22 protein-coding genes and 1 pseudogene are annotated in these 25,844 nt (G+C 63.1%); 14 read left to right on the forward strand and 9 right to left on the reverse strand.

Annotation, left to right across the window (positions count from 1 at the left end; all coding sequences use genetic code 11):
- Nucleotides 1-5: 5 nt before the first annotated feature.
- A pseudogene (locus tag NKH70_RS06690) lies at nucleotides 6-637 on the reverse strand (LysE family translocator).
- Between the two features lie 262 nt (nucleotides 638-899).
- Here NKH70_RS06690 and NKH70_RS06695 point away from each other — a divergent pair.
- Nucleotides 900-1,760, forward strand: a complete 861-nt coding sequence (locus NKH70_RS06695) for a TIGR01459 family HAD-type hydrolase (RefSeq protein ID WP_352911229.1) — start codon at nucleotides 900-902, stop codon at nucleotides 1,758-1,760.
- Nucleotides 1,761-1,769: 9 nt separating this feature from the next.
- On the forward strand, nucleotides 1,770-2,753 hold the full coding sequence (locus NKH70_RS06700; RefSeq protein ID WP_352911227.1) for a bifunctional riboflavin kinase/FAD synthetase: 984 nt from the start codon (nucleotides 1,770-1,772) through the stop codon (nucleotides 2,751-2,753).
- 77 nt (nucleotides 2,754-2,830) lie between these two features.
- Here the strand turns inward: NKH70_RS06700 and NKH70_RS06705 are convergent, their stop codons facing one another.
- Nucleotides 2,831-3,385, reverse strand: a complete 555-nt coding sequence (locus tag NKH70_RS06705; protein WP_352911224.1) for an HdeD family acid-resistance protein — start codon at nucleotides 3,383-3,385, stop codon at nucleotides 2,831-2,833.
- Nucleotides 3,386-3,736: 351 nt separating this feature from the next.
- On the opposite strand from NKH70_RS06705, the gene NKH70_RS06710 reads away from it, so the two are divergent.
- Both NKH70_RS06710 and NKH70_RS06715 read left to right on the forward strand, forming a co-directional pair.
- On the forward strand, nucleotides 3,737-4,642 hold the full coding sequence (locus tag NKH70_RS06710; protein WP_353015992.1) for an alpha/beta hydrolase: 906 nt from the start codon (nucleotides 3,737-3,739) through the stop codon (nucleotides 4,640-4,642).
- Between the two features lie 200 nt (nucleotides 4,643-4,842).
- Nucleotides 4,843-5,655: a MipA/OmpV family protein gene (locus NKH70_RS06715; RefSeq protein ID WP_352911219.1), complete on the forward strand. Its 813-nt coding sequence runs from the start codon at nucleotides 4,843-4,845 to the stop codon at nucleotides 5,653-5,655.
- Nucleotides 5,656-5,671: 16 nt separating this feature from the next.
- Here NKH70_RS06715 and NKH70_RS06720 read toward each other — a convergent pair whose 3' ends face one another.
- Together NKH70_RS06720 and NKH70_RS06725 are read right to left on the reverse strand one after the other, a co-directional pair.
- Complete coding sequence (locus tag NKH70_RS06720; protein WP_352911216.1) at nucleotides 5,672-6,106, reverse strand: RES family NAD+ phosphorylase; 435 nt, start codon at nucleotides 6,104-6,106, stop codon at nucleotides 5,672-5,674.
- Between the two features lie 2 nt (nucleotides 6,107-6,108).
- On the reverse strand, nucleotides 6,109-6,483 hold the full coding sequence (locus tag NKH70_RS06725; protein ID WP_353024994.1) for an Xre family toxin-antitoxin system antitoxin: 375 nt from the start codon (nucleotides 6,481-6,483) through the stop codon (nucleotides 6,109-6,111).
- Nucleotides 6,484-6,784: 301 nt separating this feature from the next.
- Between NKH70_RS06725 and ileS the strand changes: the two genes are divergently transcribed.
- A complete protein-coding gene (gene ileS / locus NKH70_RS06730; RefSeq protein ID WP_353024995.1) occupies nucleotides 6,785-9,766 on the forward strand; it encodes an isoleucine--tRNA ligase in 2,982 nt (993 codons plus the stop codon).
- A gap of 195 nt (nucleotides 9,767-9,961) precedes the next feature.
- Nucleotides 9,962-10,642 carry a hypothetical protein gene (locus NKH70_RS06735; protein ID WP_352715085.1) on the forward strand — a complete coding sequence of 227 codons (681 nt, stop codon included), beginning with the start codon at nucleotides 9,962-9,964 and terminating at the stop codon, nucleotides 10,640-10,642.
- A 71-nt stretch (nucleotides 10,643-10,713) separates the two neighbouring features.
- On the opposite strand, the gene NKH70_RS06740 is transcribed toward NKH70_RS06735, so the two are convergent.
- Nucleotides 10,714-11,166, reverse strand: coding sequence for a nucleoside deaminase (locus tag NKH70_RS06740; RefSeq protein ID WP_292653914.1), 453 nt, complete (start codon nucleotides 11,164-11,166; stop codon nucleotides 10,714-10,716).
- Nucleotides 11,167-11,242: 76 nt separating this feature from the next.
- On the opposite strand from NKH70_RS06740, the gene NKH70_RS06745 reads away from it, so the two are divergent.
- The 5 genes from NKH70_RS06745 to NKH70_RS06765 all read left to right on the forward strand — a co-directional run bounded on the left by NKH70_RS06745 (nucleotide 11,243) and on the right by NKH70_RS06765 (nucleotide 17,574).
- The gene (locus NKH70_RS06745) at nucleotides 11,243-13,171 is read left to right on the forward strand and encodes a pseudouridine synthase (RefSeq protein ID WP_353024996.1); all 1,929 of its coding nucleotides are present in this window, start codon (nucleotides 11,243-11,245) and stop codon (nucleotides 13,169-13,171) included.
- A complete protein-coding gene (gene rsmD, locus NKH70_RS06750; RefSeq protein ID WP_352911208.1) occupies nucleotides 13,152-13,706 on the forward strand; it encodes a 16S rRNA (guanine(966)-N(2))-methyltransferase RsmD in 555 nt (184 codons plus the stop codon). Before NKH70_RS06745 ends, rsmD begins: the two co-directional genes overlap by 20 nt.
- Nucleotides 13,707-13,803: 97 nt before the next feature.
- Complete coding sequence (locus NKH70_RS06755; protein WP_352911205.1) at nucleotides 13,804-15,168, forward strand: M16 family metallopeptidase; 1,365 nt, start codon at nucleotides 13,804-13,806, stop codon at nucleotides 15,166-15,168.
- Between the two features lie 289 nt (nucleotides 15,169-15,457).
- Entirely contained in the window at nucleotides 15,458-16,708 is a 1,251-nt protein-coding gene (locus NKH70_RS06760; protein ID WP_353024998.1) for a M16 family metallopeptidase, read from the forward strand.
- Nucleotides 16,705-17,574 carry a patatin-like phospholipase family protein gene (locus NKH70_RS06765; RefSeq protein ID WP_352911199.1) on the forward strand — a complete coding sequence of 290 codons (870 nt, stop codon included), beginning with the start codon at nucleotides 16,705-16,707 and terminating at the stop codon, nucleotides 17,572-17,574. Before NKH70_RS06760 ends, NKH70_RS06765 begins: the two co-directional genes overlap by 4 nt.
- Before the next feature lie 91 nt (nucleotides 17,575-17,665).
- On the opposite strand, the gene NKH70_RS06770 is transcribed toward NKH70_RS06765, so the two are convergent.
- Nucleotides 17,666-18,562, reverse strand: coding sequence for an MBL fold metallo-hydrolase (locus NKH70_RS06770; protein WP_352911196.1), 897 nt, complete (start codon nucleotides 18,560-18,562; stop codon nucleotides 17,666-17,668).
- Between the two features lie 146 nt (nucleotides 18,563-18,708).
- Here NKH70_RS06770 and NKH70_RS06775 point away from each other — a divergent pair, with 146 nt between their 5' ends.
- Entirely contained in the window at nucleotides 18,709-19,611 is a 903-nt protein-coding gene (locus NKH70_RS06775; RefSeq protein WP_353015990.1) for a LysR family transcriptional regulator, read from the forward strand.
- Nucleotides 19,612-19,802: 191 nt separating this feature from the next.
- Here NKH70_RS06775 and NKH70_RS06780 read toward each other — a convergent pair whose 3' ends face one another.
- Complete coding sequence (locus NKH70_RS06780; protein ID WP_352911192.1) at nucleotides 19,803-20,345, reverse strand: dihydrofolate reductase family protein; 543 nt, start codon at nucleotides 20,343-20,345, stop codon at nucleotides 19,803-19,805.
- Nucleotides 20,346-20,574: 229 nt separating this feature from the next.
- Nucleotides 20,575-22,305, reverse strand: coding sequence for an adenylate/guanylate cyclase domain-containing protein (locus NKH70_RS06785; protein WP_352911621.1), 1,731 nt, complete (start codon nucleotides 22,303-22,305; stop codon nucleotides 20,575-20,577).
- A 626-nt stretch (nucleotides 22,306-22,931) separates the two neighbouring features.
- Between NKH70_RS06785 and NKH70_RS06790 the strand changes: the two genes are divergently transcribed.
- Complete coding sequence (locus NKH70_RS06790; protein ID WP_352911190.1) at nucleotides 22,932-23,831, forward strand: HNH endonuclease; 900 nt, start codon at nucleotides 22,932-22,934, stop codon at nucleotides 23,829-23,831.
- A gap of 148 nt (nucleotides 23,832-23,979) precedes the next feature.
- Here NKH70_RS06790 and NKH70_RS06795 read toward each other — a convergent pair whose 3' ends face one another.
- Nucleotides 23,980-24,903 carry a LysR family transcriptional regulator gene (locus NKH70_RS06795; RefSeq protein ID WP_353025037.1) on the reverse strand — a complete coding sequence of 308 codons (924 nt, stop codon included), beginning with the start codon at nucleotides 24,901-24,903 and terminating at the stop codon, nucleotides 23,980-23,982.
- Between the two features lie 185 nt (nucleotides 24,904-25,088).
- On the opposite strand from NKH70_RS06795, the gene NKH70_RS06800 reads away from it, so the two are divergent.
- Nucleotides 25,089-25,841, forward strand: a complete 753-nt coding sequence (locus NKH70_RS06800; protein ID WP_352911187.1) for an SDR family NAD(P)-dependent oxidoreductase — start codon at nucleotides 25,089-25,091, stop codon at nucleotides 25,839-25,841.
- Nucleotides 25,842-25,844 lie beyond the last annotated feature (3 nt).

The following is a 25,844-nucleotide window of genomic DNA, read 5'->3' on the forward strand; positions in this document are numbered from 1 at the left end:
ACCGATCAGCGTTGCGCGTCGGTTGCCATCTTGACGGCCAGCGCGGTCAGCACCGTGCCCATCATCCAGCGCTGGATCACAATCCATAAGGGCCGCCCGGCGAGGAAAACGGCGATCGAGCCGGCCGTCACCGCGATGATGGCATTGACGGTCAGGCTGATCGCGACCTGCGTGGCACCGAGCACCAGAAGCTGCGACAGCACGTGGCCCTTGCCGGGCTGATGAATTGCGGCAGCAGCGACAGATAGAGCACTGCCACCTTCGGCTTGAGCAGGTTGGTCATCAGCCCCATGGCGAACAGCTTGCGCGGTCTGTCTTTCGGCAGCTCGCGGATCTGGAAGGGCGAGCGCCCGCCGGGCTTCACCGTCTGCCAGGCGAGCCACAGTAAATAGAGCGCGCCGGCAAGGCGCAGCACGTCATAGGCAAAGGGCACGGCGAGCAGCAGCGCGGTGATGCCGAACGCCGCCGACAGCACGTAGAACAAAAAACCGAGCGCCACGCCGCCCAGCGAGATCAGCCCGGCTTTCGGCCCTTGCGACAGCGAGCGCGAGATCAGATAGATCATGTTCGGGCCGGGCGTCAGCACCATGCCGAGGCAGACCAGCGCGAAGGCAAAGTGGTTGGCGGGTTCAGGCAAGAGCGCATCTCCGGGTGGGGACACTCACCACACGCTTCCATCACCCGCAAGGGCATGAGGGCAGGAGCCTTTGCGCCAGCGCGCCGGGCCCCCTGCCTTAGTCGCCAATCCCATCGCCTTCAGCCGACGATGTGTCCCGTGCGACAATCGTGCGGACACAACGAAAGCTGGTGACATGGCGAAGCGCTTCGGCTAATCCGGGCCGGCCGCTACGGACCGTCGGTCGCGGCGCTTGCAACCATCATGATACAAGGACAACGGCATGGCGGATTCGCCCGACATCATCGGTTCGCTCACAGACCTGTCGGGAGCCTATTCAGCCATCCTGTGCGACGTCTGGGGCGTGGTGCACAATGGCGAATGGCATTTCCCCGCGGCGGCTGCCGCGCTGATCACTGCTCGCGCGGCGAAAATACCTGTCGTGCTGATCACCAATTCGCCGCGCCGCAGCGCCGACGTGGTGGCGCAGATGAACGCCATCGGCGTTCCTCCCGCCGCCTACGACCTTGTCGTGACGTCCGGCGACGTTACACGCGACCTGATCGCCGAAGGGCCGCGAAAGATCTTCCATATCGGCGCCGATCGGGATTTCACGCTCTATGAGGGCCTCGACGTCGAACTCGTCGAGGAGTTCGAAGCATCCGGTGTGGTCTGCACCGGCCTGTTCGACGACGAGGTGGAGAAGCCGGAAGATTATGCCGATCTTCTGCAGAGGCTGCGTGCCAGAAACCTGCCCTTCATCTGCGCCAATCCCGACATCGTCGTCGAGCGCGGCGAACGCATGATCTGGTGCGCAGGCGCTTTGGCCCGCGAATACGCACAGCTTGGCGGGCGCACGCTGATCGCCGGGAAACCTTATGCGCCGGTCTATGACGTCGCCATGAAGGAGATCGCCGACATTCTCGGCCGCCCGGTCGAGCGTTCACAAGTTCTGGCCATCGGCGACGGCATGATGACCGACATCAAGGGCGCGGCCGACAATGGCTTCGACGTGCTTTACGTATCGGGCGGCATCCATGCCCGCGATTACGGTGAAGCGCTGCAGCCGGATCCGGCCAGGCTCGCCGCCTTCCTGGAAAAATACGGCTACAGGCCGGTCGCAGTGATTCCCAGGCTGCAATAGGTTCAAGCCATGACGGCCATGTTCGAACGCATTTCCGCAACCGCACCGCTGCCGGCCCATCTGCGCGGCGGCGTGGTGGCGATCGGCAATTTCGACGGCGTCCACCGCGGCCACCAGGCGGTGCTCGAACGTGCGCGCGCCGAAGCGGAGCGTCGCGGCGTACCTGCCCTGGTGCTGACCTTCGTGCCGCATCCGCGAAAGGTGTTCAGGCCGGACATGCCGCTGTTCGTGCTGACGCCGCCGCCGATGAAGGCGCGGCTGTTGTCGCATCTGGGCTTTGCGGCGCTGGTCGAGCAGCCGTTCACACGCGAGTTCGCCTCCTTGTCGGCGGAGGCTTTCGTCACCGGCGTGCTCGAGCGCAACCTCGGCATAAGCCACGCCGTCACCGGCTTCGATTTCCACTTCGGCAAGGACCGCCAGGGCGGCCCGGCCTATCTGATGGCGGCCGGCGAGCGCCACGGCTTCGGCGTCACGCTGGTCGATGCGTTTCGCGACGAAAGCGCCGAGGTGGTGTCGTCGAGCCGCATACGCACGCTGCTGTGCGAGGGCAATGTGGCCGAGGCCGCCGGCCTGCTCGGCTACCGTTTCACCGTCGAGGCGGAGGTGATCGGCGGCCAGCAGCTCGGCCGGACGCTCGGTTTTCCGACCGCAAACATGAGGCTTTCGCCGGAAGCCACCCTTAAGGAAGGGATTTATGCCGTCCGCTTCCGCCGCGCCGACGGTTCGCTTCATGATGGCGTCGCCAGCTTCGGCCGCCGGCCGACCGTCGATGACAATGGCGCGCCGCTGCTGGAGACCTTCGTCTTCGACTTTTCCGGCGACCTCTACGGCGAGATTTGTGCCGTGTCCTTTTTCGGCTACCTGCGTTCGGAGGTGAAGTTCGACGGGCTTGACGCGCTGGTCGCCCAGATGAAGCGCGACGAGGCTGAGGCGAAGGCACTGCTCGCCGGCGTCAGGCCGCTTTCCGGGCTCGACGCGGCCGTAGCTTTTTAGAGCATCGTCCCGAACTGAAGGTCAGCGAAGCAAAAAGTGGGAACCGGTTTTCCGATAAATCATGCTCAAACCAGAATTTATCTCTTCAGCGCCAGGCCAAGGGCGATGAAGGTCCAGCCCTGGAAGATCAGGTCGACGGCCAGGAACAGGCCCAGCACCCACACGCTGTTGACCGGCCAGCCCATGGCGATGACCAGTCCCGCCAGTGCGCTGATGATGCCGGCTGCGACCACCCAGCCCCAGCCCGGCTGCGGCCGGTGGCTGTAGCCGACCCAAGCCCTGAGCACGCCTGAGGCAAGCAGCGCGACCGCCAGGAGGAAGGTCAGCACCGTCGAGGCGAGGACCGGATTGTCGAAGGCGAAGAAGCCGGCGACGGCGTAGAGGAGACCGCTGAGCAGCCAATAGAAGAAGCGGCCCCATGTCTTCACGCCGAAGGCATGGATGATTTCGACAACGCCGGCCATCAGCATCAGCCAGCCCACGACAAAGACGGAGGCGACGGTTGCGATGAACAGATTGCCGAAGGCGATGCCGCCGAAGACAAGCAGCAGCACCCCGAGCGCGACGAACCATCCCCATTTCGCCCGCGTCTGGCTGATCGCATCTTTCAAGGCATCGCCGTGCAGTGTCATCGCCTCTCCCTCAAGACTACTTGCCCTTTTTTGCCGGCTTTGAAGGTAACGCCGATAGGCCTTCTCGTAAAGCGAGCAGGGTGTGAGCGCCACACTCCCGAGCGATCCGCTTGCCAGACCTCCGCTTTTGACCCGAAGCGGCCAAATATCAGATGGAATATTCGATCATGTGCGGGGAGTGGGCCAGTGCTAAAAGATGACAAGCGGGTTTACGGGCGACCCGTCGTCCCGTGTATTCGCCATGGCGCAAGTGTAACGAAAAATTTCCAGCGCTGGCATTGGCCCTTTGTCGATGACGTGTGGCTGCCGCTGTATGCCGTTTTCAACGCTTGGCAAGACTAGGGAAGCAAAATGGGCGATGTGGACGAACACCTCGATCTGACAGAGATCAACGCCGTCCGGAGGTTGTTGACCTCAAAGCCGCGAACGGTCCGCTGGGACGAACGCCGGGCACGGCTCGACGAAGTCGGTTCGGTATGGCCGATTGCGGAGGACATCCGATGCGAGCATGTGGATTTCGATGGCCTCGCGGGCGAGTGGTCCCTGGCGCCTGGGAGTGACCGGAATAAGGTTCTGCTCTTTTTCCACGGTGGTGGCTACTGCTCCGGCTCTCTTAAAAGTCATCGTCGAATGGTTACCGAGGCAGGTCGGGCAATGGGAATGCGCACCCTCGCGATCGACTATCGACGCGCACCGGAACATCCTTTCCCCGCACAACATGAAGACGCACTCACGGCATGGCGCTTTCTGAGGCGGCAAGGGATCGCGCCGGATCGCATTGTGGTTGGCGGCGACAGTGCGGGCGGCAACCTCACCCTGTGCCTGGTCAGTATATTGCGCGCGGCAGGCGAGCCCTTGCCGCGATGTCTTTGGCTGGTTTCGCCCTGGACGGACCTTTCGATGTCCGGCGCGACACTATCAACGAAGGACGCGATCGACCCTATCATCCACCGGGCGTATTTAGAGGAACTGGCAGCCGCCTATGTTCCCCATAGTGCTAGTCGGCGCGATCCGCTGATCTCGCCTTTGTTCGCCGATCTGAGCGGATTTCCCCCAATGCTTATACAAGCCGGTTCGGCCGAGACGCTGTTGTCGGACGCAACTCGGCTCGCGGAAGCCGCTGGCGCTGCTGACGTCAAAGTACGTCTCGAAATTTGGCCGCATATGATTCACGCTTGGCCGGTTTGGAATGCGGGGTTGAGTGCCGGTCGGCGCGCTCTTCACAGCGCCGGCATGCTTGTCCGCGAGTATTTATAACCCTTGCAGAGGCAACTGCTGGCGTATTCCAGACGTCTTGATCTGGGATCTTGGTGCGCCAGTACAGTTCGCTGCAATCCGGAACAGGCCGGCCAACGCCGCCAATGTTACGGACATTAAGTCAAATTTTACCGAACTGGCGCCATGGCTTCAGTCAAGGCTGGTTGTATTGGCCAACGCGTTCGACGTATGGAGTAACGATGCGGTCTGTCCCGACGATCCCGACGGTCTTGGCCGCATTCATGCTCGGCACCTGCGGCGTTGCCAAGGCAGGCGAGGGCACCTTCGGCTGGCTGTCCGGAGACTGGTACCTGACGGTCGGCGCCACCGGCATGGTTGCCCCGAATTTCGAGGGCGGCAAGAAATACCTGCTCAGCGCCTCGCCGATCATCTCGCTCGGCAAGGCTGGTCCCGCGGCGCGCTTCACGTCGCGCAACGACAATATCTCATTGGCATTGATCGACGATGGCGGCGTCCGCGCCGGCCTGACAGGCAAGTTCCTGTTTTCCCGCGACGGTGGTGACGCCGACGAATTGAAGGGTCTCGACCCGGTGCGCTGGGGCGGGGAGGCTGGCGGCTTCTTCGAATTCTATCCTTTGGATTGGCTGCGTGCCCGCGCCGAATTGCGGCACGGCATTCGCGCCCACAACGGCTTTGTCGCCGACATCGCCGCCGACGCCTTTTACGATGTGACGCCCGATGTCAGGATTTCGGGCGGACCGCGCGTTTCGTTCGCCTCATCGGACTATTTCGACGCCTATTACGGCGTTGATGCCAAGGAGTCCCTGGCCTCGGGGCTCAGCGAATATCATCCCGGCGGCGGGGTGAAGTCGGCGGGCATCGGCGGCGCGGTGACCTGGAAGGTGACCGAGCCGATGACGGCCAGCCTGTTCGGCGAATATTCCCGCCTGATGGGCCCGGCCGCCGATTCCAGCCTGGTCAAGGAGCGCGGCTCCAGGGATCAGTTCATGATCGGCGTGTCGACGACCTATCGCTTCGATTTCTCGATGTGAGCGGGTAGGCGTCGGCTCATTTGATCAAACGGCTGTCGAACGGATAACGGTATAGGGCCGCAATCGTAATGCGTGACGCATCGTCATGGGTCGGGTTGAGCAGATAGTTGTTTGCTTTGCGCATTATGATCGAAGGAATTTTCATGAGCGCGTAACGATTGGCCGAGAGAAAGTCCGTGCCCTGTCGCCGTGTCGATTCCATGTCCTTGTCCCAGCCGTCATGGATAACCGGTTCGGTCATTTCTATTCCGTCCGGAACGTCGATTTCGATAAGCTGGTAGGTTTCCGGAACGGTTTCGCGCGTCGCATGCACCAATATCTCCAGCAGTGCCGTGGAAGGGTGGTCGGTGCAATAGACGATGGGCATCCCGCGCCTGTTCCATCTTCCATCAACGAGCGTTCCGCCACGACCCGAGAGATCCGCGAAATTGGAGATGCGCCAGATGCGCATCGTCAGGCAAGCATGCCAAAGTCGACGCGGATAAGCTCTTCGGAAACGACGTGGGCGCCGGTCTCTGTCTCGAGGAGATCGATCGGCCTTGCACCATCCAATGCTATGATCTCGCTTCTCAGCCAACGCTGGGCTTTCTCATGGCTGCCGAATACCCGATCCGCCTGCTCGGCGATGCGTTCTAGGCGCAGGGCGCGGTCGGATTCAGCTGGCGAAAGCGGCTCGGCATGTTCCTTGCGACGCGCCAGCGTGCGGCGGGGGGCAACGATACGATAGAGTTCTTCGCTACTGAAACCCAGACTGCGCAGATGATCGATCTTGTCCGTAGGGACGGAAAAGTCGTGTGTTGCGCGAATTGCCCTTGCTGCGACCGACATGAACGTCTCCTTGGCACTGCAGGCCATTTGCCTGCAAATGTATGCGCAATTGGCACATAGCGCAAGGAAGCATCAGAGTTCGGGCTTTGCAATATCGCCTCTGTCGGTTAAAAGCCCAGCCATGACGAGCTTTTCGCGCCTTCTCGCGACTGCGATACGAATTACAGGCCCGGTGTTCCGGGCGGCCTGACGGCCGCCGGAGCCGCCGGGAATCTTGCGCGCGGCCTCTCGCGCTTTTTCCAGATCATGATAGTTCAACGCCCGGGCCCTTTTGCCGCCGGGCAACGCATATGGCAGACGAATGACTGATACCGAGACGATCGACTATTCCAAAACGCTCTACCTGCCGCAGACGGATTTCCCGATGCGCGCCGGTTTGCCGGAAAAGGAACCGCTGCTGGTCAAGCGCTGGCAGGATATGGACCTTTACCGCAAGCTGCGCGAAGACGCAGCCGGCCGCGAAAAATACGTGCTGCACGACGGCCCGCCGTATGCGAATGGCAACATCCATATCGGCCATGCGCTGAACAAGATCCTCAAGGACGTCATCACCCGCTCGTTCCAGATGCGCGGCTATGACTCGAACTATGTGCCGGGTTGGGATTGCCACGGCCTGCCGATCGAATGGAAGATCGAGGAGCAGTACCGCGCCAAGGGCAAGAACAAGGACGAGGTGCCGGTCAACGAGTTCCGGCAGGAATGCCGTGAGTTTGCGGCGCACTGGATCAAGGTGCAGGGCTCCGAATTCCAGCGCCTCGGCGTCGTCGGCGACTTCGACAATCCTTATACGACGATGGCTTTCCACGCCGAGGCGCGGATCGCCGGCGAGCTGCTGAAATTCGCCATGTCCGGCCAGCTCTATCGCGGCTCCAAGCCAGTGATGTGGAGCGTGGTCGAGCGCACCGCGCTGGCCGAGGCAGAGGTCGAATACCAAGACTATGAGTCGGACACGATCTGGGCGAAGTTTCCGGTCGTCAGCCTCGCTCGCCAGGTCATCAACATCGAGGATGGGCAGCCAGCCTTGGATCCCAAGCTGACGCAGACGTCGCTCGATCTGCTTGATGCCAACGTCGTCATCTGGACGACGACGCCGTGGACAATCCCCGGCAATCGCGCCGTCAATTACTCGCCGCGCATCAACTATGGTCTCTACGAGGTTACGGCGGCCGAGAACGCCTTTGGTCCTCAGCCCGGCGAAAAGCTGATCTTTGCCGAGAAGCTTGCGGACGACGCTGCCGCGAAGGCCAAGGTCACTCTGAATCGGCTTCGCAACGTTGGCGCCGAAGAGCTTGAAAACCTTACGCTTTCGCATCCCCTCAAAGCTCTAGGCGGCGGCTACGATTTTCCCGTGCCGATGCTCGCCGGCGATCATGTCACCGACGATGCGGGCACCGGATTCGTCCACACCGCGCCGGGACACGGCCGCGAAGACTTTGACGCCTGGATGGATGCAGCCTCTGATCTTCGCCAGCGCGGTATCGACACTGCGATTCCCTTCACGGTCGACGATGCCGGCTTCTTCACCAAGGACGCGCCGGGCTTCGGCCCGGACCGCGAGGGTGGAGCGGCGCGCGTCATCGACGACAATGGCAAAAAGGGCAATGCCAACCAGGCTGTCATCGACGAGCTGATCAAGCGCAACGCGCTGTTCGCGCGCGGCCGGCTGAAGCATTCCTATCCGCATTCCTGGCGCTCAAAGAAGCCAATCATCTTCCGCAACACGCCCCAATGGTTCGTCTATATGGACAAGGAGCTTGGCGACGGCACGACGCTGCGCAGCCGCGCGCTGAAGGCCATTGACGATACCGGCTTCGTGCCCGCCGCCGGCCAGAACCGCATCCGCGCCATGATCGAGGAGCGCCCCGACTGGGTGCTGTCGCGCCAGCGCGCCTGGGGCGTGCCGATCGCCGTCTTTGCCGATGCCGATGGCAATGTGCTGCGCGACGAGGCGGTCAACCAGCGCATCATGGACGCCTTTGAGAAGGAAGGCGCCGACGCCTGGTTCGCCGCCGGCGCCAAGGAGCGGTTCCTCGGCAATCACGATGCCTCGAAATGGCAGCAGGTGATGGACATCCTCGACGTCTGGTTCGATTCGGGCTCGACGCATGCCTTCACGCTTGAAGGCCGGCCGGACCTGAAATGGCCGGCCGACGTCTATCTCGAAGGCTCCGACCAGCATCGCGGCTGGTTCCACTCCTCGCTGCTCGAAAGCTGCGGCACCAGGGGCAGGGCGCCCTACGACACCGTCGTCACCCATGGCTTCACCATGGATGAGGAGGGGCGGAAAATGTCGAAGTCGCTCGGCAACACCGTCGTGCCGCAGGACGTCATCAAGCAGTCCGGCGCCGACATCTTGCGGCTGTGGGTGGTGACGACCGACTATTGGGAAGACCAGCGGCTCGGCAAGAACGTGCTGCAGACCAACATCGACGCCTACCGCAAGCTGCGCAACACGGTTCGCTGGATGCTGGGCACGCTCGCCCATGACGACGGCGAGGAGGTGCCGCTGGACAAGATGCCGGAGCTGGAGCGGCTGATGCTGCACCGGCTCGCTGAACTCGATGAAGTCGTACGCTCAGGCTACGACGCCTTCGAATTCAAGCGCATCACCCGCGCGCTGCTCGACTTCATGGTGGTCGAGCTGTCGGCGCTCTATTTCGACATCCGCAAGGACGCGCTTTACTGCGAAGCGCCTTCCAGCGTGAAGCGCAAGGCTTCCGTCCAGGTGGTGCGCCATCTCTTCGACTGCCTGGTGAAATGGCTGGCGCCGATGCTGCCCTTCACCATGGAAGAGGCTTGGCTCGACCGTCATCCGGATGCGGTCTCCCTGCATCTCGACCAGTTCCCGGAGATCCCGGCGGACTGGAAGAACGAGGCGCTGTCGGAGAAGTGGCGCAAGGTGCGGCAGGTCCGCCGTGTCGTCACCGGCGCGTTGGAAATCGCCCGTGCGCAGAAGGTCATCGGCTCTTCGCTGGAAGCGGTGCCGGTCGTCACCCTCGACGATGCCGTGCTCGAAGCGGCGATCGCCGATGTCGACATGGCCGAGATGGCGATCACCAGCGATCTGGTAATCGTGCACGGCAAGGCGCCGGCGGGCAGCTTTACCCTCGACGACGTCAAGGGCGTCGCCGTGGTCGTCGAGAAGGCGGAGGACCGCGGCCTGGTGAAATGCGCGCGCTCCTGGCGCTACACCGCCGATGTCGGCTCAGATCCGGAATTCCCCGATGTTTCGGCCCGTGACGCCGCTGTCCTGCATGAGCTGAAAGCTTTGAGCCGCCTCTAAGGCGGTGCACAAATGCCACGGCGGGCGGCCGATCGGCCCCCGCGCGTTGCCCTTAACGAGTGGTTGAGGTAAACACGCGAAACTCCGGACGACAAATTGTCGCCGGAATTCCGTCGGAAGAGCATAGGCGATGGGGACCGGACCTTTCTTTGGCCGGCGGCAATCGAGAGGCTGTCTACAGTGGGACTTTTTGGCATGACCGAGAGAACTTACGCGCGCGTTGCGCTGCTAGCGCCGCTTGTCGTATCGGGCCTCGCTTTGTCCGGCTGCATGGGCTCGCCCACTTACGGGACCGACAAGACCGCGGGCGCGCAGCTTGCCGGTGACCTCACCGGGGCGTTTTCCTTCGCACCCAAGCGCAAGGATAGTATCGACTACAAGCCGCGCCCCACGCTGGTGAAGCCAGGACCGGGGCAGAAGGAAGTCTTGCCGCCGCCGCAGGAAAGCATCGAGACGGCAAGCGCCGAATGGCCCGAATCGCCGGAGCAGCGCCGTGCCCGCCTGCGCGCCGATGCCACGCTGCATCAGGACGACCCGGCCTACCAGGCGCAGGTCATCGATGACGTGCAGACGGATCCGGCGTCGGTCAAGGCCGCGCTGAAGCAGTCGGGCTCGAGCCACCCGCCAGCCTGGACTCCGGCCGATTCGGACAAGGGCCGCGCCGCGGAAATCATGCGCCGCCGGGCTGAAGGCAAACAGGGCGACCCGACCACCCGCAGATATCTGAGCGAGCCGCCGGTGCAATACCGCGCTGCTGCCGACACTGCGCCGCAGGGCGACCTCGGCGAGGACGAGTACAAGAAGGAACGACGCCTCAAGAAGGAGGCGGCCGCCAAGAGCAAGAGTGGCGGCATGTTCGACTGGCTGCCTTGGTAGCCTGACGGCGCCAGAGACTTTCTGGCCTGGATTGGTTGACTTGGATTTGGACCGTCTGGCGGACCAGAAAATCAGGGTCCGCGTCGCTCGCGAAAAAAGTCTTTCAGCAGCGCTGCTGCAGCGTTCTCGGCCATGCCCGGATAGATGTCGGGCACATGGTGGCAGGTCGGTGACGTGAAGAAGCGAACGCCGTTGACCACTGCGCCGCCCTTCTCGTCGGCAGCGCCGAAATAGAGCCGGCGCAGCCTGGCGAAGGAGATGGCGCCGGCGCACATGGCGCACGGCTCCAGCGTCACATAGAGATCGTGGCCGCTGAGCCGCTCGCTGGAAAGCTTGCGGCAGGCCTCGCGGATCGCCAGCATCTCGGCATGGGCGGTGGGATCGGCGAACTCGCGGGTGCGGTTGCCGGCACTCGCAACGACCGTATCGCCGCCGACGACGACCGCGCCAACCGGCACTTCGCCACGCAGGGCGGCGGCTTCGGCTTCTTTCAGCGCCAGCGCCATGAAATCCTGCCGCTTCACGCGGTTTCCATTCCGATTATCTCCTCGCCACTAGAGCGCGATCCTGTTACTACCCGCGCAAACGAGCAAAGGCCACATGGACGACAAAAACAAGAAATTCCCGCGCAAGGCCGGCCCGAAACCGGCGGGGCCGCGCGGTCGCGATAGCGCTCGCGGCAAGGGCGGCAAGCCGTCCTTCGGCGCCAAAAAACCTTATGCTCCGCGCGGCGACCGGCCGGCGGCGGCCGAAGGCGAACGGCCGAAGCGCGACTTCAAAGGCGGCGACAGGCCGTTCAGCAAAGTGCCGCGTCCGGAAGGCAAGCCTTATGAAAAGCGCGAGGGTCCACGCAAGCCTTATGCGCCGCGCGGCGACCGGCCAGAAGCTGCCGAAGGCGAGCGGCCGAAGCGCGACTTCAAAGGCGGCGACAGGCCGTTCAGCAAAGGGGCGCGTCCGGAGGGCAAGCCTTATGAAAATCGCGAAGGTCCGCGCAAGCCTTACGCACCGCGCGGCGACCGGCCGGCAGCTGCCGAAGTCGAGGGCGGCGAGAGGCGCTTCGACCATCCCAAGCGTGACTTCGGCGATCGTCCCAAACGTGATTTTGGCGGCGATCGACCCCATGGGGCACAAAGGGCACAGGCGGCATCGGAAGGCGGCTTCAAGCCGCGCCCGCGTCGCGTCGAGGCAACGGAAGAAGCCGGCGAACGCATTGCCAAGCGGCTGGCGCGTGCCGGCCTGGCCTCGCGCCGCGACGCCGAGGAACTGATTGCGGCCGGCCGCGTCAAGGTCAATGGCAAGGTGTTGTCCTCGCCGGCCTTCAACGTGATGCCCGGCGACATCATCCATCTCGACGGCATGGAGATCCCGCCGATCGAGCGCACCAGGCTGTTCCTGTTCCACAAGCCGGCCGGCGTGGTCACGACAAACCGCGATCCCGAAGGCCGCAAAACCGTCTTCGACGTGCTGCCGCCTGGGCTGCCGCGGCTGATGACCATCGGCCGGCTCGACATCAACACCGAAGGCCTGCTGCTGCTCACCAACGATGGCGGCCTGTCGCGGGTGCTCGAACTGCCGGCCACCGGCTGGCTCAGGCGCTATCGCGTGCGCGTCCACGGCAAGGTCGAAGAAAGCGCGCTTGCCGGCCTGCGCGAAGGCCTTGCCGTCGACGGCGTCTTTTATGGCGCCATCGAAGCGACGCTCGACCGCGAGCAGGGCTCGAACGCCTGGCTGACACTCGGCCTGCGCGAAGGCAAGAACCGCGAGGTCAGGAACATCCTGGGCTCGCTCGGTCTCGACGTGACGCGGCTGATCCGTATTTCCTACGGGCCGTTCCAGCTCGACGATTTGCCGGAAGGCCATGTGCTGGAGATCAAGGGCCGCGTGCTGCGCGACCAGCTCGGTGAGCGCCTGGTCGAGGAATCAGGCGCCAATTTCGATGCCGATATCGCCAAGCCGTTTTCCAACAAACCGGTCAGGCGTGAGCGGGAGGAGGAGCCCGAGCGGCCGAAATTCACCCGCGACGGCGAACGCCGGCCGATCGGCGAGGGCGGCCTGATTAAGAACCGCAAGCGCCGCGAAGGCAGCCGCGACGAAGCGCTCGGCAAGCTGTCGACAAGCCCCGACAGGAGCTTTGGGCCGAAAAAGAGCTTTGGCGAGCGTGGCCCCAGACCTGAACGCGGCGACTTCGGGGACAAACCCCGTGGCGACAAGCCTCGTGGCGGCTTCGGTGGGAAGAAATCCGAACGCGAGCAGCGGCCGATCGAGCCGCCGGGCCAGCGCAAGGCCAATGTCTGGATGGCGCCGGGCGCACGGCCGATCGGCAAGGGCAGGGCTGAGGCAGATGCCGCCAAGGCGGCAGAAAACAAGGCGCGCAAGGCCTCGTTCAAGCCGTCTTACGGCAAGCCCGGCGGCAAGCCGCAAGGCGGCGGCGCAAAGCCGTTCGGAAAGCCACGCGGCGAGCGTCCGGATAGTGGTGGCGACCGGCCGCGTGGCGGCCCGAAGGGAAGCAATGCGGATCGTCGGCGGTGAGTTTCGCGGGCGTCCGCTGGCGACGCCCCGCACCTTTGCCATCCGCCCGACGACCGACCGCACGCGTGAGGCGGTCTTCAACGTGCTGACGCATCGCTTTCCCGAAAAACTGAACGGCGCGCGCGTGCTCGACCTGTTCGCCGGCACCGGCGCGCTCGGCCTCGAAGCGCTGTCGCGCGGCGCCTCCTACGCTGTCTTCATCGAAGAATCCGCCGAAGGGCGCGGCCTGATCCGCACCAATGTCGAGGTCTTCGGCCTCACCGGCCGCACCAAGATATTCCGCCGCGACGCGACGGGCTTGGGCGAGGCGGGCACCATCGCCGCATTTGGCCTGGTCTTTGCCGATCCGCCCTATGGCAAGGGCCTTGGCGAACGCGCTTTGCGCTCGGCCAAGGCCGGCGGCTGGCTAGCCCCTGGCGCGCTCTGCGTCATCGAGGAAGCGGCGGCGGCGCCGTTCGAGGCAGGGCTGGGCTTTTCGGTTGTCGACGAGCGCAACTATGGCGAGACGGTCATCCGGTTCATCGAAGCCGCCTGAGTTCGGCTTCCACGATGGCGCCTTCAAAATGACGAACAATTCGCTTTGCCTCGACCAGCAACCCCGCCTATCGTCCCATCACAAACCGGAGCCATCTATGACATTTCAGGCTGAATGGCTGCGCGGAACGCTCTTGGGACTGGCTCTGGTGATGGCCGCGCCGGCTCTGGCGGATAACAATCCTGACGATAGCGTCGTGACCGATTTCCTGCTCGACAACGGCATGGAGGTCGTCGTCATCCCCGATCACCGCGCCCCGATCGTCACCCATATGGTCTGGTACAAGATCGGCAGCGCCGACGAGCCGCCGGGCAAGTCCGGCATTGCCCATTTCTTCGAGCATCTGATGTTCAAGGCGACCAGCGAGCATGCGGCCGGCGAGCTCGACCGCGCCGTCGCTTCCATCGGCGGCTCGGACAACGCCTTCACCTCCTACGACTACACCGCCTTTCACGAGACGGTGGTGCCGCAGGCGGTCGGTGAGATGATGGGCTTCGAGGCCGACCGCATGCGCAATCTCATCCTCAACGACGATGTCATCAAGACCGAGCGCGACGTCATCCTCGAGGAGCGCCGCTCGCGCATCGACTCAAATCCGCAGGCGGTGCTCGACGAGGAGATCGACGCCACGCTGTGGCAGAACCAGCCCTACCGCATTCCGGTCATCGGCTGGATGCAGGAGATGGAGAAGCTGAACCGCACCGACGCGATGGCCTTCTACAACAAATACTACACGCCCAATAACGCCGTGCTGGTGGTGGCCGGCGATGTCGAGCCGGAAACGGTCAAAGCGCTGGCCGAAAAGACCTATGGCAAGGTCGCGCGCGGCCCGGATCTGCCGCCGCGCATCCGCCCGGTCGAGCCGGAACAGAACACCAGGCGTACGGTGACGCTGACCGACGGGCGCGTCAGCGTTCCGAGCTTCACCACGCAATGGGTGGTTCCGTCCTATCACACGGCAAAACCGGGCGAAGCCGAAGCGCTCGACGTTCTGTCCGAAATCCTTGGCGGCGGCAACCGCAGCCGGCTCTACCAGGAGCTTGTCGTCAGGCAAGGCATCGCCGCCGAGGCTGGCGCCTTCTTCCAGGGCACCATGCTCGACGACACCAATTTCACCGTCTATGGCGCGCCGCGCGGCGATGCCAAGCTTGCCGACATCGAAGCCGCGGTCGACGCCGAGATCGCCCGCATCGCGAAAGACGGCGTCACCAGCGACGAGCTGGAAAAATCCAAGGACCGTTTCGTCCGCTCGATGATCTTTGCCCGCGACAAGCAGGAGGACATGGCCAACATCTACGGCTCGACGCTCGCCACCGGCGGTAACGTCCAGGATGTCCAGCAATGGCCGGACCGCATCCGCAAGGTCACCGCCGACCAGGTCAAGGCGGTCGCTGCCCGCTATCTCAATCTCGACCACGCAACGACCGGCTATCTTCTGCCGCAAACCCAGGCTGGGAATTGATTTGATGATGAGCCAGCATGGTCCCGCTCTGCCTTCTCCCCTCGTGGGCTCCTCCCCTTCTCCCCTTGTGGGAGAAGGTGGCCGAGCGAAGCTCGGTCGGATGAGGGGTGTTCCAGCTTGGCACCAACGGCACTCCGTCCAACACCCCTCAACCGTCTCGACGCTTCGCGCCGATCCACCTTCTCCCACAAGGGGAGAAGGGAAGCGCGCGCACGCCGGTCCTCTTCTAGCAACCCTCATCCTCTCCCTCGTCTTCCTCGTCCTGCCGGCGCTTTCCGCCCGCGCCGCCATGAACATCCAGGAGGTGACCTCGTCGAAGGGCATCACCGCCTGGCTGGTGGAGGATTATTCGGTGCCGATCGTCGCCATTCGTTTCGTTTTCGATGGCGGCGCGACGCAGGATCCGCGCGGCAAGGAAGGGCTTGCCAATCTGATGAGCGGCCTGTTCGACGAAGGCGCCGGCAACCTCGACAGCGAGGCCTTCCAGATCAAGCTTGACGATGTCGGCGCCGAGATGAGCTTCGATGCGCAGCGCGACGGCATCTACGGCTCGATGCGCATGCTGGCCGAGCAGCGCGACGGCGCCTTCGACCTGTTGCGCGTGGCGGTCAACCAGCCGCGCTTCGACCAGGTGCCGATCGACCGCATCCGCTCGCAGATCCTGTCCGGCATCATCGCCAACGAGCGCGATCCCGACACGCTCGCCCAACGCAAATGGCTGGACGCGATCTACGGCCGGCATCCCTATGCGCGGCCCGACCAGGGCACCAGGCAAAGCATCGCGACGATCACGCCGGCCGATCTCAGCGCCTTCCACAAGGCGAATTTCGCCCGCAACGGCCTGCATGTCGCGGTGGTCGGCGCCATCGACGACGAGACGCTGAAGCAGAAGCTCGACCTGGTCTTCGGCAGCCTGCCGGAAAAGCAGGCGCTTACGCCCGTTCCCGACATCGACCTGAAGCTCGGCCAGCAGCTCGAGGTCGTTTATGACCAGCCGCAGGCCTCGCTGCAACTCGCCTATCCCGGCGTGAAGCGGAATGCGCCGGACTTCTTCGCCGCCGTGCTGATGAACGAGATCCTCGGCGGCGGCACCTTCACCTCGCGGCTGTTCGACGAGGTGCGCGAGAAGCGCGGCCTGGCCTATAGCGTCAGCTCCGACCTCGTCGACCACCAGCATTCCGAGGCGCTGTCCATCACCACCTCGACCCGCGCCGACAGGGCGGCCGAGACGCTGGCTGTGGTGCGCGACGTGGTCAAGCGCATGGCCGAGGAGGGGCCGACCGAAGCCGAGCTGGCGGCGACCAAGAAATACATGATCGGTGCCTATGCCATCAACAATCTGAATTCCTCCGGCGCGATTGCCTCAACGCTGGTCGAGATCCAGCTCGGCAAGCTCGGCATTGACTACATGCAGCGCCGTGCCGCGCTGATAAACGCGGTGACGCTGGACCAGGTCAAGGCGGCGGCGAAGAAGCTGCTCTCCGCCGAGCCGGCGGTCATGGTGGTCGGGCCGAAGCTCGGCGCGGCCAACAAGGGATGAGCCCTAGCTTCGGCATCGCCTTTGGCGGCGGCGGCGCGCGTGGGCTGGCGCATATCCATGTCATCGAGGCGCTGGACGAGCTGGGCATAAGGCCGGCGGCAATCGCCGGTTCGTCGATCGGCGCCATCATGGGCGCCGGCATGGCCTCGGGCATGACCGGCAAGGACATCCACGACTATACGCGCTCGATCCTCGGCCGCCGCGCCGAAGTGGCGACGCGCATGTGGCGGGCGCGGCCCGGCACTTTTGCCGAGGCGGTGCAGGGCGGCTTGCGGGTCAGCCAGTTCAATGTCGAGCGCATCCTCAAGGCATTCCTCCCCGACGCCATTCCCGAGACCTTCGCCGAACTCAAAATACCGCTGAAGGTGACGGCAACCGATTTCTACGGACACAAGCTCGCGGTGCTCGACGAAGGCGAGCTGCATTCGGCGCTGGCCGCCTCGGCGGCGATCCCGGCGGTGTTCCGCCCGGTGATGCGCGACGGCAGGCTGCTGATCGACGGCGGCATCTACAATCCCGTGCCGTTCGACCTCATCGAGCTCGACGCCGACATCATCATTGCCGTCGACGTGGTCGGCGCGCCGACCGAGGCCGGGCGCAAATTCCCGACCTCCGTCGACCTGATGTTCGGCGCCACGCAGCTGATGATGCAGTCGATCATCGCCAGCAAGCTCAACCAGAGCCGGCCCGACATTCTGATCCGGCCGGCGGTGTCGAAATACCGGGTGCTCGATTTCATGAAGGTCGAGGCGCTGATGGCCGAGACGGTGGCGATCAAGGACCAACTGAAGCGCGAGATCGAAAAGGCGGTCGAGGCCTGCACCAAGGCCGAAACCAGCAAGCGCACAAACCGTCTCGGCGGATGACAGCCGTCAGTCGTCGGGCGTCAGCGCCCGCTGGACCATGAGCGTGTATCCTTCGTAAGTGGCGCGGATCAGCTCGAGATTGGCGCCAATCTCAGCCCCACTTCATCTCGCCGGTGGCGACCTTGGAGCCGATGTCGAGCGCGACGCCCATGCCGAGGCCGGGGAAGCGGGCTTCCATGGCGCTCTTCAGCGCGGCAGCGTCCTTGGCCTTGGCCAGTTCTTCCTCGAAAGCGACGAGATAGGCCCTGGTGTGCTCGACGCCCGAAAGGTCCGTAGCGGCCTCAGGCGCCATGTGCCCGGGCACGACGATCGCCGGCTTGCGCGCCGCGATCTTTTCGAGATTGGCAAGCCAGGCGGCGCGCAGTTCCCTGGTCGGCGTGTCGGCGGTCCAGACATGCACGCCGGCAAAGATCATCACCCCGCCGAACACCGCGTTCAGCGACGGCACGAAGAGATAGCGCCGGTTGGCGAGGCCTTCCGCGGCGACGATCTCGATGCTCTCGCCATCGACGCTGAGCGCCTTGCCGTCGAACGCTTCGGGGATGACGACATCGGCCAGCGCCTGCGGGCCATTCTCCTTCAGCTGCGGCCCCCAGACGGCAAGCTTCTTTTCGACATTGCCGTTGATGGCGGCCACCGTCTCGGCCGCGGCGATCACCCGTGCCTGCGGGAACGCCTGCCTGATCGGCTTGAGGCCGAAATAATAGTCCGGGTCGGACTGGCTGACATAGATGGTGGTGAGCGTCTTGCCCGTCGCCTTGATCGCCTCGGCCACGGCCCGGCCGTCGGGGTAGGTGAAACCGCCATCGATCAGCACGGCTTCGGCGGCGCCGGAGACCAGCACCGGGGCGCGAAAGAAGCCGTTTTGCCCAGCGGGAAAATGCTTCCAGGAAAGCCCGCCGGCCGCATGGCCGAGCCCGGCGGGAGCAAAGACCGCGGCAGCGCCGGCGGCGAGGGTGGTTTTCATGATGGCTCTCCGTGTGAACATGGATGTCTCCTGGGAATGCGGAACTCGGCGGCGCGCAGCCTCGATGCCCGCAAGATTGCAAAAGCGGAATGCGTATTGAAGGCCGACAAAATAGACGTAATGTATGCCATTGCCTGACAATGAGCTGCACCTGCCATGAGCGAAGCATGAACCTGAACCGTCTGGCCTATTTCGCAGCGGTGGTCGATGCCGGATCGTTCACGCGGGCCGCCGAGCGGCTGGGCATCACCAAGGCGGTCGTCAGCCAGCAGGTAGCTCGGCTGGAGCGCGATGTCGGAACGACGCTGCTGATCCGCACGACGCGGCGCGTCCATCCGACCGAGGCCGGCCGGACATTCCATGCCCGCTGCCTGCAGGTCCTGCAGCAGGCCGAGGATGCCTTCGACGAGCTCGCGCAGGCCGCCGCCGAGCCGACCGGCACGCTGCGCATCGCCGCGTCTAACGACTACGGCACGTCGGCGGTGGTGCCGGTGGTCGCCGCCTTCAGCGCGCGCTATCCCGCCTGCCGGGTGGAGCTGACGCTGGGCGACGAGACGATCGACCTGGTTTCCGGCCACATCGACGTGGCCATCCGCGTCGGCTGGCTGGCCGATTCCAGCCTGCAGGCGCGGCGCATCGGCACCTTCCAACAATTCATGGTATGCGGCGCCGGCTTTGCAGGCCGGTTCACCGCCGGCGAACCGCAAGATCTTGCCGGGCTGCCCTTCGTCGCCAACATGGCGCTGCGCGAACCGCTGCTATGGCAATTTTCGCGCGGCGATGACGAGCAGGCCGTGCGCATGCAGGCAACGATTGCGATCGACGCGACGCCGGCAGTGCTGGCGGCGGTCCGCGCCGGCGCCGGCCTGTCGGTGCTGCCGGACTTTTTGGTGCGGGACGAGCTGGCCGCCGGGCGGCTGGTGCAGATCCTGCCCGAGTGGCGGCTGCCCTCCGGCGGCATCTACACAGTCTACCCCGCCGCCCGCTTCCGCCCGCCCAAGGTGATGAGGTTTGTCGAGATGCTGATTGCGGCCGTGCAGAAGGTGGAGGCAGGCGGGCGGGGGCGGTAGATTTGGGCGAGGCGCCCTTGGCCGAAGCTGCCAATCTCCCCCCTTGAGGGGGAGATGGCCGGCAGGCCAGAGGGGGTCGTCTCGCGTAATGCGCCAACCCCCACCGACGCAAGAGGCAGGCCGCGCCCGGTCGAACCGCCCCCCTCTGGCCTGCCGGCCATCTCCCCCTCAAGGGGGGAGATTAGCCTTCATCACGGCTTGCCCATTCCAGCCGCATATTCCAGCGCCACCACGCCGTTGCTGAATTGCCTGGCCGAAATCAGCTCGAGCGGCAATTGCGCGCCGGGCGGGAACAGCAGCTTGCCCTGGCCGACGGCACCGGGGTAGCTGAGCAGCCTGATGCGGTCGACAAGGCCGTGGCGCAGCAATTCCTGCGCGACGCTGAGGCTGCCATGCACATAGATGTTGCCGCCGCTGCCTTGCTTCATCCCTCTGACCGCGTCCGGCAAGGCGCCAGTCAGCAGCTCTGCCGGCTGCCAGTCGAGCGCCGTCAAGCTGGTCGAGGCGACATATTTCGGCAGTGCGTTGAAGCGGTCGGCAAAATCTCCGGTCTCCTTGGGCCACGAGCCGGCAAAGATCTCATAGGTCGTGCGCCCCAAAAGCATGGCGCCGCTATCGGCAAGCTCGTCGTCCTTGAATTTTTGCATCTCGTCGTTCCAGGCGACGCTCGGCAGCTTCTCGACCTCGGCGATCCCATCGACGCTGATGAATTCGGTGACGATGAGTTTTCGCATGGCGGGTTCCTTTCTGCCGGAGGCGGGCGCGGGTCTTGTGCGAACTGCGCCATCAACTAGCGCGGCGCTTTTTCAGGGGCAGGGCTTTCCCCTGTTCGCTTCCAAAGACCGATACCGTGGGAGAAGCTTCTCCGGCCTGCCCGTCGTTCAGTCATGCCACAAGGTCCGTATCGGAGGCCGGTCTTTTTTGCCTGTCCCCGATTGGATCTGGTTCGTAGTTACCGGCTGCCTACAGGTGGGCAATACCGGCTTTCAGCAGTCCTTCGCGGACGTGCTGCACATCAGACTCCTGGGCATAGTGCAGGGTGGCGATAAATGAATCGAGGTCGAATTGGGGATCGAGCGTTCTGATCTTGCCTAGATGCGCCGCGGCCGCGATTTCGTCGCCGAGCCAGCCGTAGCAGGCAGCGGCGAAAGCGTGCTGAACCGAGTCCATGGTTGACAGATGCATGAAAGCTTCGATCGCCTCGCCATACTGGCGCGCGGCGAAATGCGCCTTTCCCAGATGGCTCCAGAACCTCTCCGGGTGGTGCGGGTTCAACTGCATTGCCTTGCGGATCCATTCAATTCCCTCTTCCGGCCTCCCCAGCCACGTCAATAACTCGCCTTGCTGCACCACCACGAGGTCGTAATTGGGATTGAGGGCCAGCGCCCGCTCTTGATGGTAGCGCGCTGTGGTCAGCTCATTGTTGTTCACGTTCACTGCGGCGAGGATGCGGTGGACATCGGCATCGTTGTTGTCCAGCGCCAGCGCCCTGTCCAGCGCTGCCTTAATGTTGTTCCAGACGGCATCCCTGTCTTCGCACCAGTTATGGACCCAGGCCTGGCCAAGAATGCAGGCCCGCCAGGCATGGGCATGGGCATAATCGGGGTCGAGCGCGACGGCCCTCTCTATCAAGGTTTGCGCGCGTTCATTATCCGCAATCGTGCTTCGGTGATGCAGCACCTTGGCAGCAAGCACACATTCATACGCGGCCATATTTGCAGGTTTCGCCCGCGCGAGCTGGTCCCGCTGAGCCGCCTCGACACGACCGGGCAGCGTGGCTGCGATCGCCGCGGTCACCTCATCCTGAATCGCGAATATGTCGTCCAGCTTCCGGTCATATTTGTCTGCCCAGATATGAGCGTCATTCGCCGTGTCGATGAGCTGAACCGTCACGCGCACCCTGTCGCCGATCTTGCGGACGCTTCCCTCCACCAGGTATTGGACGTCGAGTTTTTCGGCCACCTCGCGCACATTCACGGCGCGGTTCTTGTAGACGAAGGCGGAATTGCGCGAGATGACGAACAGCTCATGGTGGCGGGACAGTTCCGTGATGATGTCCTCCGTCAGTCCGTCCGCGAAAAATTCCTGCTCGGGGTCGCCGCTCATGTTGCTGAATGGCAGCACCACTATCGAAGGTTTCGAGATGGATCGCTTTGCCTCGACTTGTGGCAGGACAGGACTGTCAAACCCAACGCGATAGAGGCGAACCGGGCGGCTGATGTTCTTTAACGTCTTCTCGCCCAGGTCCTCCATGGCAATTTCGAGACGGTCGGCAATTTGGGTCGCCACCGCTGCGGTCACGCAGATGCCGCCGACGTCGGCGAGTTGCTCGATGCGCGAGGCAATATTGACGCCGTCGCCGAAAATATCATCATCGTCGAAAATGATGTCGCCGAGATTTATGCCGATCCTGAATTCGATGCGCCGTTCTTGCGGCACATCCGAATTGCGCCGTTTCATGCGCTGTTGGATTTCCACGGCGCATTTCACGGCATCGGTCACGCTCTGGAACTCAACGAGCATGCCGTCTCCGGTGGTCTTGATGATCCGGCCCTTGTTCTTCGCGATGGCGGGATCGACCAGTTCTATGCGATGGGTGCGAAGGCGTGCGAGCGTGCCGGATTCGTCGGCCTCCATTAGCCGACTGTAGCCCGCCATATCGGCAGCCAGAATTGCGGCTAGTCTCTGTTCCATCGCTGAACCAAAAACCAAGCCTATACTTCCTGGGCTGCCAAATCCAGCAATTTGGGTTGGTGGCTGAATCACGAAGTCTTCCTACCGCAGCAGCAAGAAAGGGCGCCTTCCGCCTGGTGGCTGCGAACTCGATCGCATCAATCGCCGGAGACGCCCCGATCCACGCGGCGTCAAACTCGTCGACGCGACATATTTCGGCAGCGCGTTGAACCGGTCGGCGAAGTCTCCGGTCTCCTTAGGCCACGAGCCGGCAAAAATCTCATAGGTCGTGCGCACAAAAGCATGGCGCCGCTGTCGGCCAGCTCGTCATCCTTGAACTTTTTGCATTTCATCGTTCCAGGTCACGCCCGGCAGCTTCTCGACCTCGGCAATGCCATCGACGCTGATGAATTCGCTGATGATGAGTTTTCTCATGGGGGGTCGTTTCTGTCGGGGGACGGATGGGACGGGGCTTTTGCGACAGGCCCGGTGAATTAGAGCCGCGTTCTGTCATGGGGAGGGGCGTTCCCCATTAGCTTCCAAAGACCGATAGGTGGGGAAAAGCTTCTCCGACCTGGACTAAGCTCCCAAGGTCGGATGATATTACCTGGGGCAGGCATCTCCAAAGAACAAATTGTAGAAAGATCATGGGGTTCGGGGTCTTCATTCACCGGTCAGATTCGATCTACAAAGACCACCCGGCTGAGCAATACCAGTTTCCTAGCCAATATCTGCGCCGGGTTGAAGCATGCGTCGGCGACTGGATCATCTACTATGAGCCCAGCAAGGTAGAAGAGAGCCGCGGCTATTTCGCCGTAGCCAAAGTCCAACAGGTCATCCCCGATCCTGCGAAGCCTGATATGTACCTCGCTCTGATCGAGCCCGGAACCTACCTCGATTTCGTCAATCCTGTTCCGTTTAACGGCGCGAATGGCATCGTTGAGAAGAGTGTACTTAACGACGAAGGGCGGATTTCCGGTCGCGCCCAATCGGCGGTCCGGCCAATCAGTCCAACCGACTTCAACCGCATTATCGATCTCGGCTTGGACAGTAATGAGTTATTGCTGCCGCGCGTTGATGAGAGCGGCACGTCGCTTGGCTTTCAGGATGAGCCAGCGCCGTTCGAGTTCGAGCAGAGCCGTGACCGCGTGAGTTACATTGGGTCACGAATCGTACGAGATCGTATTTTCCGCCGCATCGTCTTGCGCGCCTATGACGAACGCTGCGCGATTACGGGACTCAAGTTGATAAATGGCGGCGGCCGAGCAGAGGTTTCCGCGGCGCATATTCGACCGGTTGAAGCGAACGGTCCCGATATTGTCAACAATGGGATCGCACTGTCCGGTACAGCGCATTGGATGTTCGATCGCGGATTGATCAGCCTATCCGACGATCTGGAAATCCTGATCTCGCGACAGGTTAATGACCTCGACAGCGTGCAGGCGTTCGCAAACAAGACTCGCCGTGCACTTCCGCCTCGCCGACAGTCTGAGCGCCCGCATCCTCGTTTCTTGCAGTGGCACCGCGAGAACTGCTTTAAGCAGTGAGGCGCCGCCGGCGTGTTGGTGGGTGAGTTGGAACGGCCACTTTTGACCACTTGGCGACCTTCATTGTCCGCTTCTCGAATGGCAGCAATGCGCCTTACATTCGGTCATTCGTGCCAAAGTTTCCTTGCTCCTAGAAGCCGCCATTCGGTCATCTAGCCGGCGACAGCTGCACCGTCGCCTCGCGCGATATGGACAGCCCTCCGAGAAGCGGAGCGTACGCGGCGAGCCTGCGGGATACGAACTCCGTGAAGAGCCGCACGCGCTTCGTCTTGCGTGTTTCACCCTGTGTGAGAAGCCAGAGCGTTCCGTACATGTGCAGATCGGTGCCCGGCACCCTCACCAGTAGGGGGTCGGCATCGCCAATGAAGCACGGCAGTGTCGTCATCCCGAGCCCTTGCCGTACAGCAGCGATCTGCGCCTCGCCGTCCGTGGTCCTGAATGGGATCCTCGTGGTGCGAACCTCACCCTCGCTGGCCCATTCCGGAATTCCATGAATGCTTATGACGATCCACCGGATGGGATCAGGCGCGCCCGCACGCCATGCGGCTAGTCGATCGCAGGACATGTAGACGCCGCCGAACAGCTCCGGTCCCTTCTGGCCGTGAAGATTGAGCGGCAGGGTTTTGCGGTCGTAGACGACGCGGATGGCGACGTCGGCCTCTCGGTTGGTCAGATTTGCGAGCTCGCCGGACGACAAGATCTCCATCTCGATGTCCGGATGCAGACGCGCGAAATCGGCGAAGTCCGCGATGAGCAGGTGTGTCGCGAGGGACGGAGCCAACGTCACCCGCAGAAGCCCGCGCACGCTCTGGTCGCGCCCGAAGACGCGCGTCTCCAGCTGGTGCGACGACGCTTCCATCTGGTTCGCGAGCTCGAGGACCTCCTCGCCCGCAGCCGTCAGGCGGTAGCCCGAAGGCAGCTTTTCGAACATCTGCGCCCCGAGGCGGTCCTCGAGCTGGGCGATGCGTCGCAGCACCGTCGCGTGGTTGACGCCGAGGCGCTTGGCGGCAGCCCGCACCGAGCCTCCGCGCGCGACGGCAAGAAAGTAGCGAATGTCATCCCAGTCGATCATGGTGCAATCCGGCACCGCGCGGTGCGCCTTCCAAGCCCATTCTAACACACTGATCTGTAGTAGCTGGATCATTTTCGCACCACCGATGTGCGCGATTCCGCACTCACCGCCTGACTTCGGCGAACCCATTTTGAGGATCTCGATGAAACCTCACCGTACAGCCAATCAGCGAAAGACAAAAGATTATGAAAGCACTCGAAGGTAAAATCGCAGTCATCACGGGCGGAAGCAGCGGGATCGGGTTAGCGACAGCCAAGCGCTTCGTGGAAGAAGGTGCGCACGTCGTGATCACCGGGCGAAGAGAGAAAGAGCTGAAGGAGGCCGCAGCCTTCATTACGAGAAACGTTACGGCGGTCGTCGGCGACGTGTCGCGCTTGGAAGATCTGGACCACCTCTATGCCATCGTGAAAGAGAAACATGGTCACATCGACATTCTCTTCGCGAACGCGGGCGCAGGGACAATCGCACCGCTCGCGGTCGCTACTGAGGCCCATTTTGACCAGACCTTCGATGTGAACGTGAAGGGTCTGTTCTTTACGGTGCAGAAGGCCCTTCCTCTCTTCAAAGACGGCGGTTCGATTATCCTGAACTCTTCAGTGTCGAACGTGTTGGGGGTTCCAGGGTTTAGCACCTACGCCGCGAGTAAGGCTGCTGTGCGCAACTTTGCGCGCGCTTGGACACTGGAGCTGAAAGACCGCAAAATCCGCGTGAACGCGATGAGCCCCGGGCCAATCGAGACCCCCGCCTTAGAGACAACGACAGGCCTTACCCCCGAGCAAGCCGAGCAAGCGGCCGCCCAGTTTGCGTCACAGATCCCAATGGGTCGCAGGGGAAAGCCAGAGGAAATTGCGGCTGCCGTCACCTTCCTCGCCTCAGATGAAAGTTCTTACATCACCGGCGTGGATCTGGCGGTCGATGGAGGCATGGCGCAGGTCTGACCC

It is taken from the genome of Mesorhizobium sp. M0991 (assembly GCF_040318915.1).
Lineage (GTDB): Bacteria > Pseudomonadota > Alphaproteobacteria > Rhizobiales > Rhizobiaceae > Mesorhizobium.

Coding starts and splice junctions, on each gene's coding strand:
- NKH70_RS06710 (WP_353015992.1), top strand. CDS start 3,737: ATGGGCGATGTGGACGAACACCTCGATCTGACAGAGATCAACGCCGTC.
- ileS (WP_353024995.1), top strand. CDS start 6,785: ATGACTGATACCGAGACGATCGACTATTCCAAAACGCTCTACCTGCCG.
- NKH70_RS06790 (WP_352911190.1), top strand. CDS start 22,932: ATGGGGTTCGGGGTCTTCATTCACCGGTCAGATTCGATCTACAAAGAC.
- NKH70_RS06795 (WP_353025037.1), bottom strand. CDS start 24,903: ATGATCGACTGGGATGACATTCGCTACTTTCTTGCCGTCGCGCGCGGA.
- NKH70_RS06725 (WP_353024994.1), bottom strand. CDS start 6,483: ATGTCGGTCGCAGCAAGGGCAATTCGCGCAACACACGACTTTTCCGTC.
- NKH70_RS06760 (WP_353024998.1), top strand. CDS start 15,458: ATGAACATCCAGGAGGTGACCTCGTCGAAGGGCATCACCGCCTGGCTG.
- NKH70_RS06785 (WP_352911621.1), bottom strand. CDS start 22,305: ATGGAACAGAGACTAGCCGCAATTCTGGCTGCCGATATGGCGGGCTAC.
- NKH70_RS06715 (WP_352911219.1), top strand. CDS start 4,843: ATGCGGTCTGTCCCGACGATCCCGACGGTCTTGGCCGCATTCATGCTC.
- NKH70_RS06745 (WP_353024996.1), top strand. CDS start 11,243: ATGGACGACAAAAACAAGAAATTCCCGCGCAAGGCCGGCCCGAAACCG.
- NKH70_RS06755 (WP_352911205.1), top strand. CDS start 13,804: ATGACATTTCAGGCTGAATGGCTGCGCGGAACGCTCTTGGGACTGGCT.
- NKH70_RS06770 (WP_352911196.1), bottom strand. CDS start 18,562: ATGTTCACACGGAGAGCCATCATGAAAACCACCCTCGCCGCCGGCGCT.
- NKH70_RS06775 (WP_353015990.1), top strand. CDS start 18,709: ATGAACCTGAACCGTCTGGCCTATTTCGCAGCGGTGGTCGATGCCGGA.
- NKH70_RS06720 (WP_352911216.1), bottom strand. CDS start 6,106: ATGCGCATCTGGCGCATCTCCAATTTCGCGGATCTCTCGGGTCGTGGC.
- NKH70_RS06800 (WP_352911187.1), top strand. CDS start 25,089: ATGAAAGCACTCGAAGGTAAAATCGCAGTCATCACGGGCGGAAGCAGC.
- NKH70_RS06765 (WP_352911199.1), top strand. CDS start 16,705: ATGAGCCCTAGCTTCGGCATCGCCTTTGGCGGCGGCGGCGCGCGTGGG.
- NKH70_RS06780 (WP_352911192.1), bottom strand. CDS start 20,345: ATGCGAAAACTCATCGTCACCGAATTCATCAGCGTCGATGGGATCGCC.
- NKH70_RS06735 (WP_352715085.1), top strand. CDS start 9,962: ATGACCGAGAGAACTTACGCGCGCGTTGCGCTGCTAGCGCCGCTTGTC.
- NKH70_RS06700 (WP_352911227.1), top strand. CDS start 1,770: ATGACGGCCATGTTCGAACGCATTTCCGCAACCGCACCGCTGCCGGCC.
- rsmD (WP_352911208.1), top strand. CDS start 13,152: ATGCGGATCGTCGGCGGTGAGTTTCGCGGGCGTCCGCTGGCGACGCCC.
- NKH70_RS06705 (WP_352911224.1), bottom strand. CDS start 3,385: ATGACACTGCACGGCGATGCCTTGAAAGATGCGATCAGCCAGACGCGG.
- NKH70_RS06695 (WP_352911229.1), top strand. CDS start 900: ATGGCGGATTCGCCCGACATCATCGGTTCGCTCACAGACCTGTCGGGA.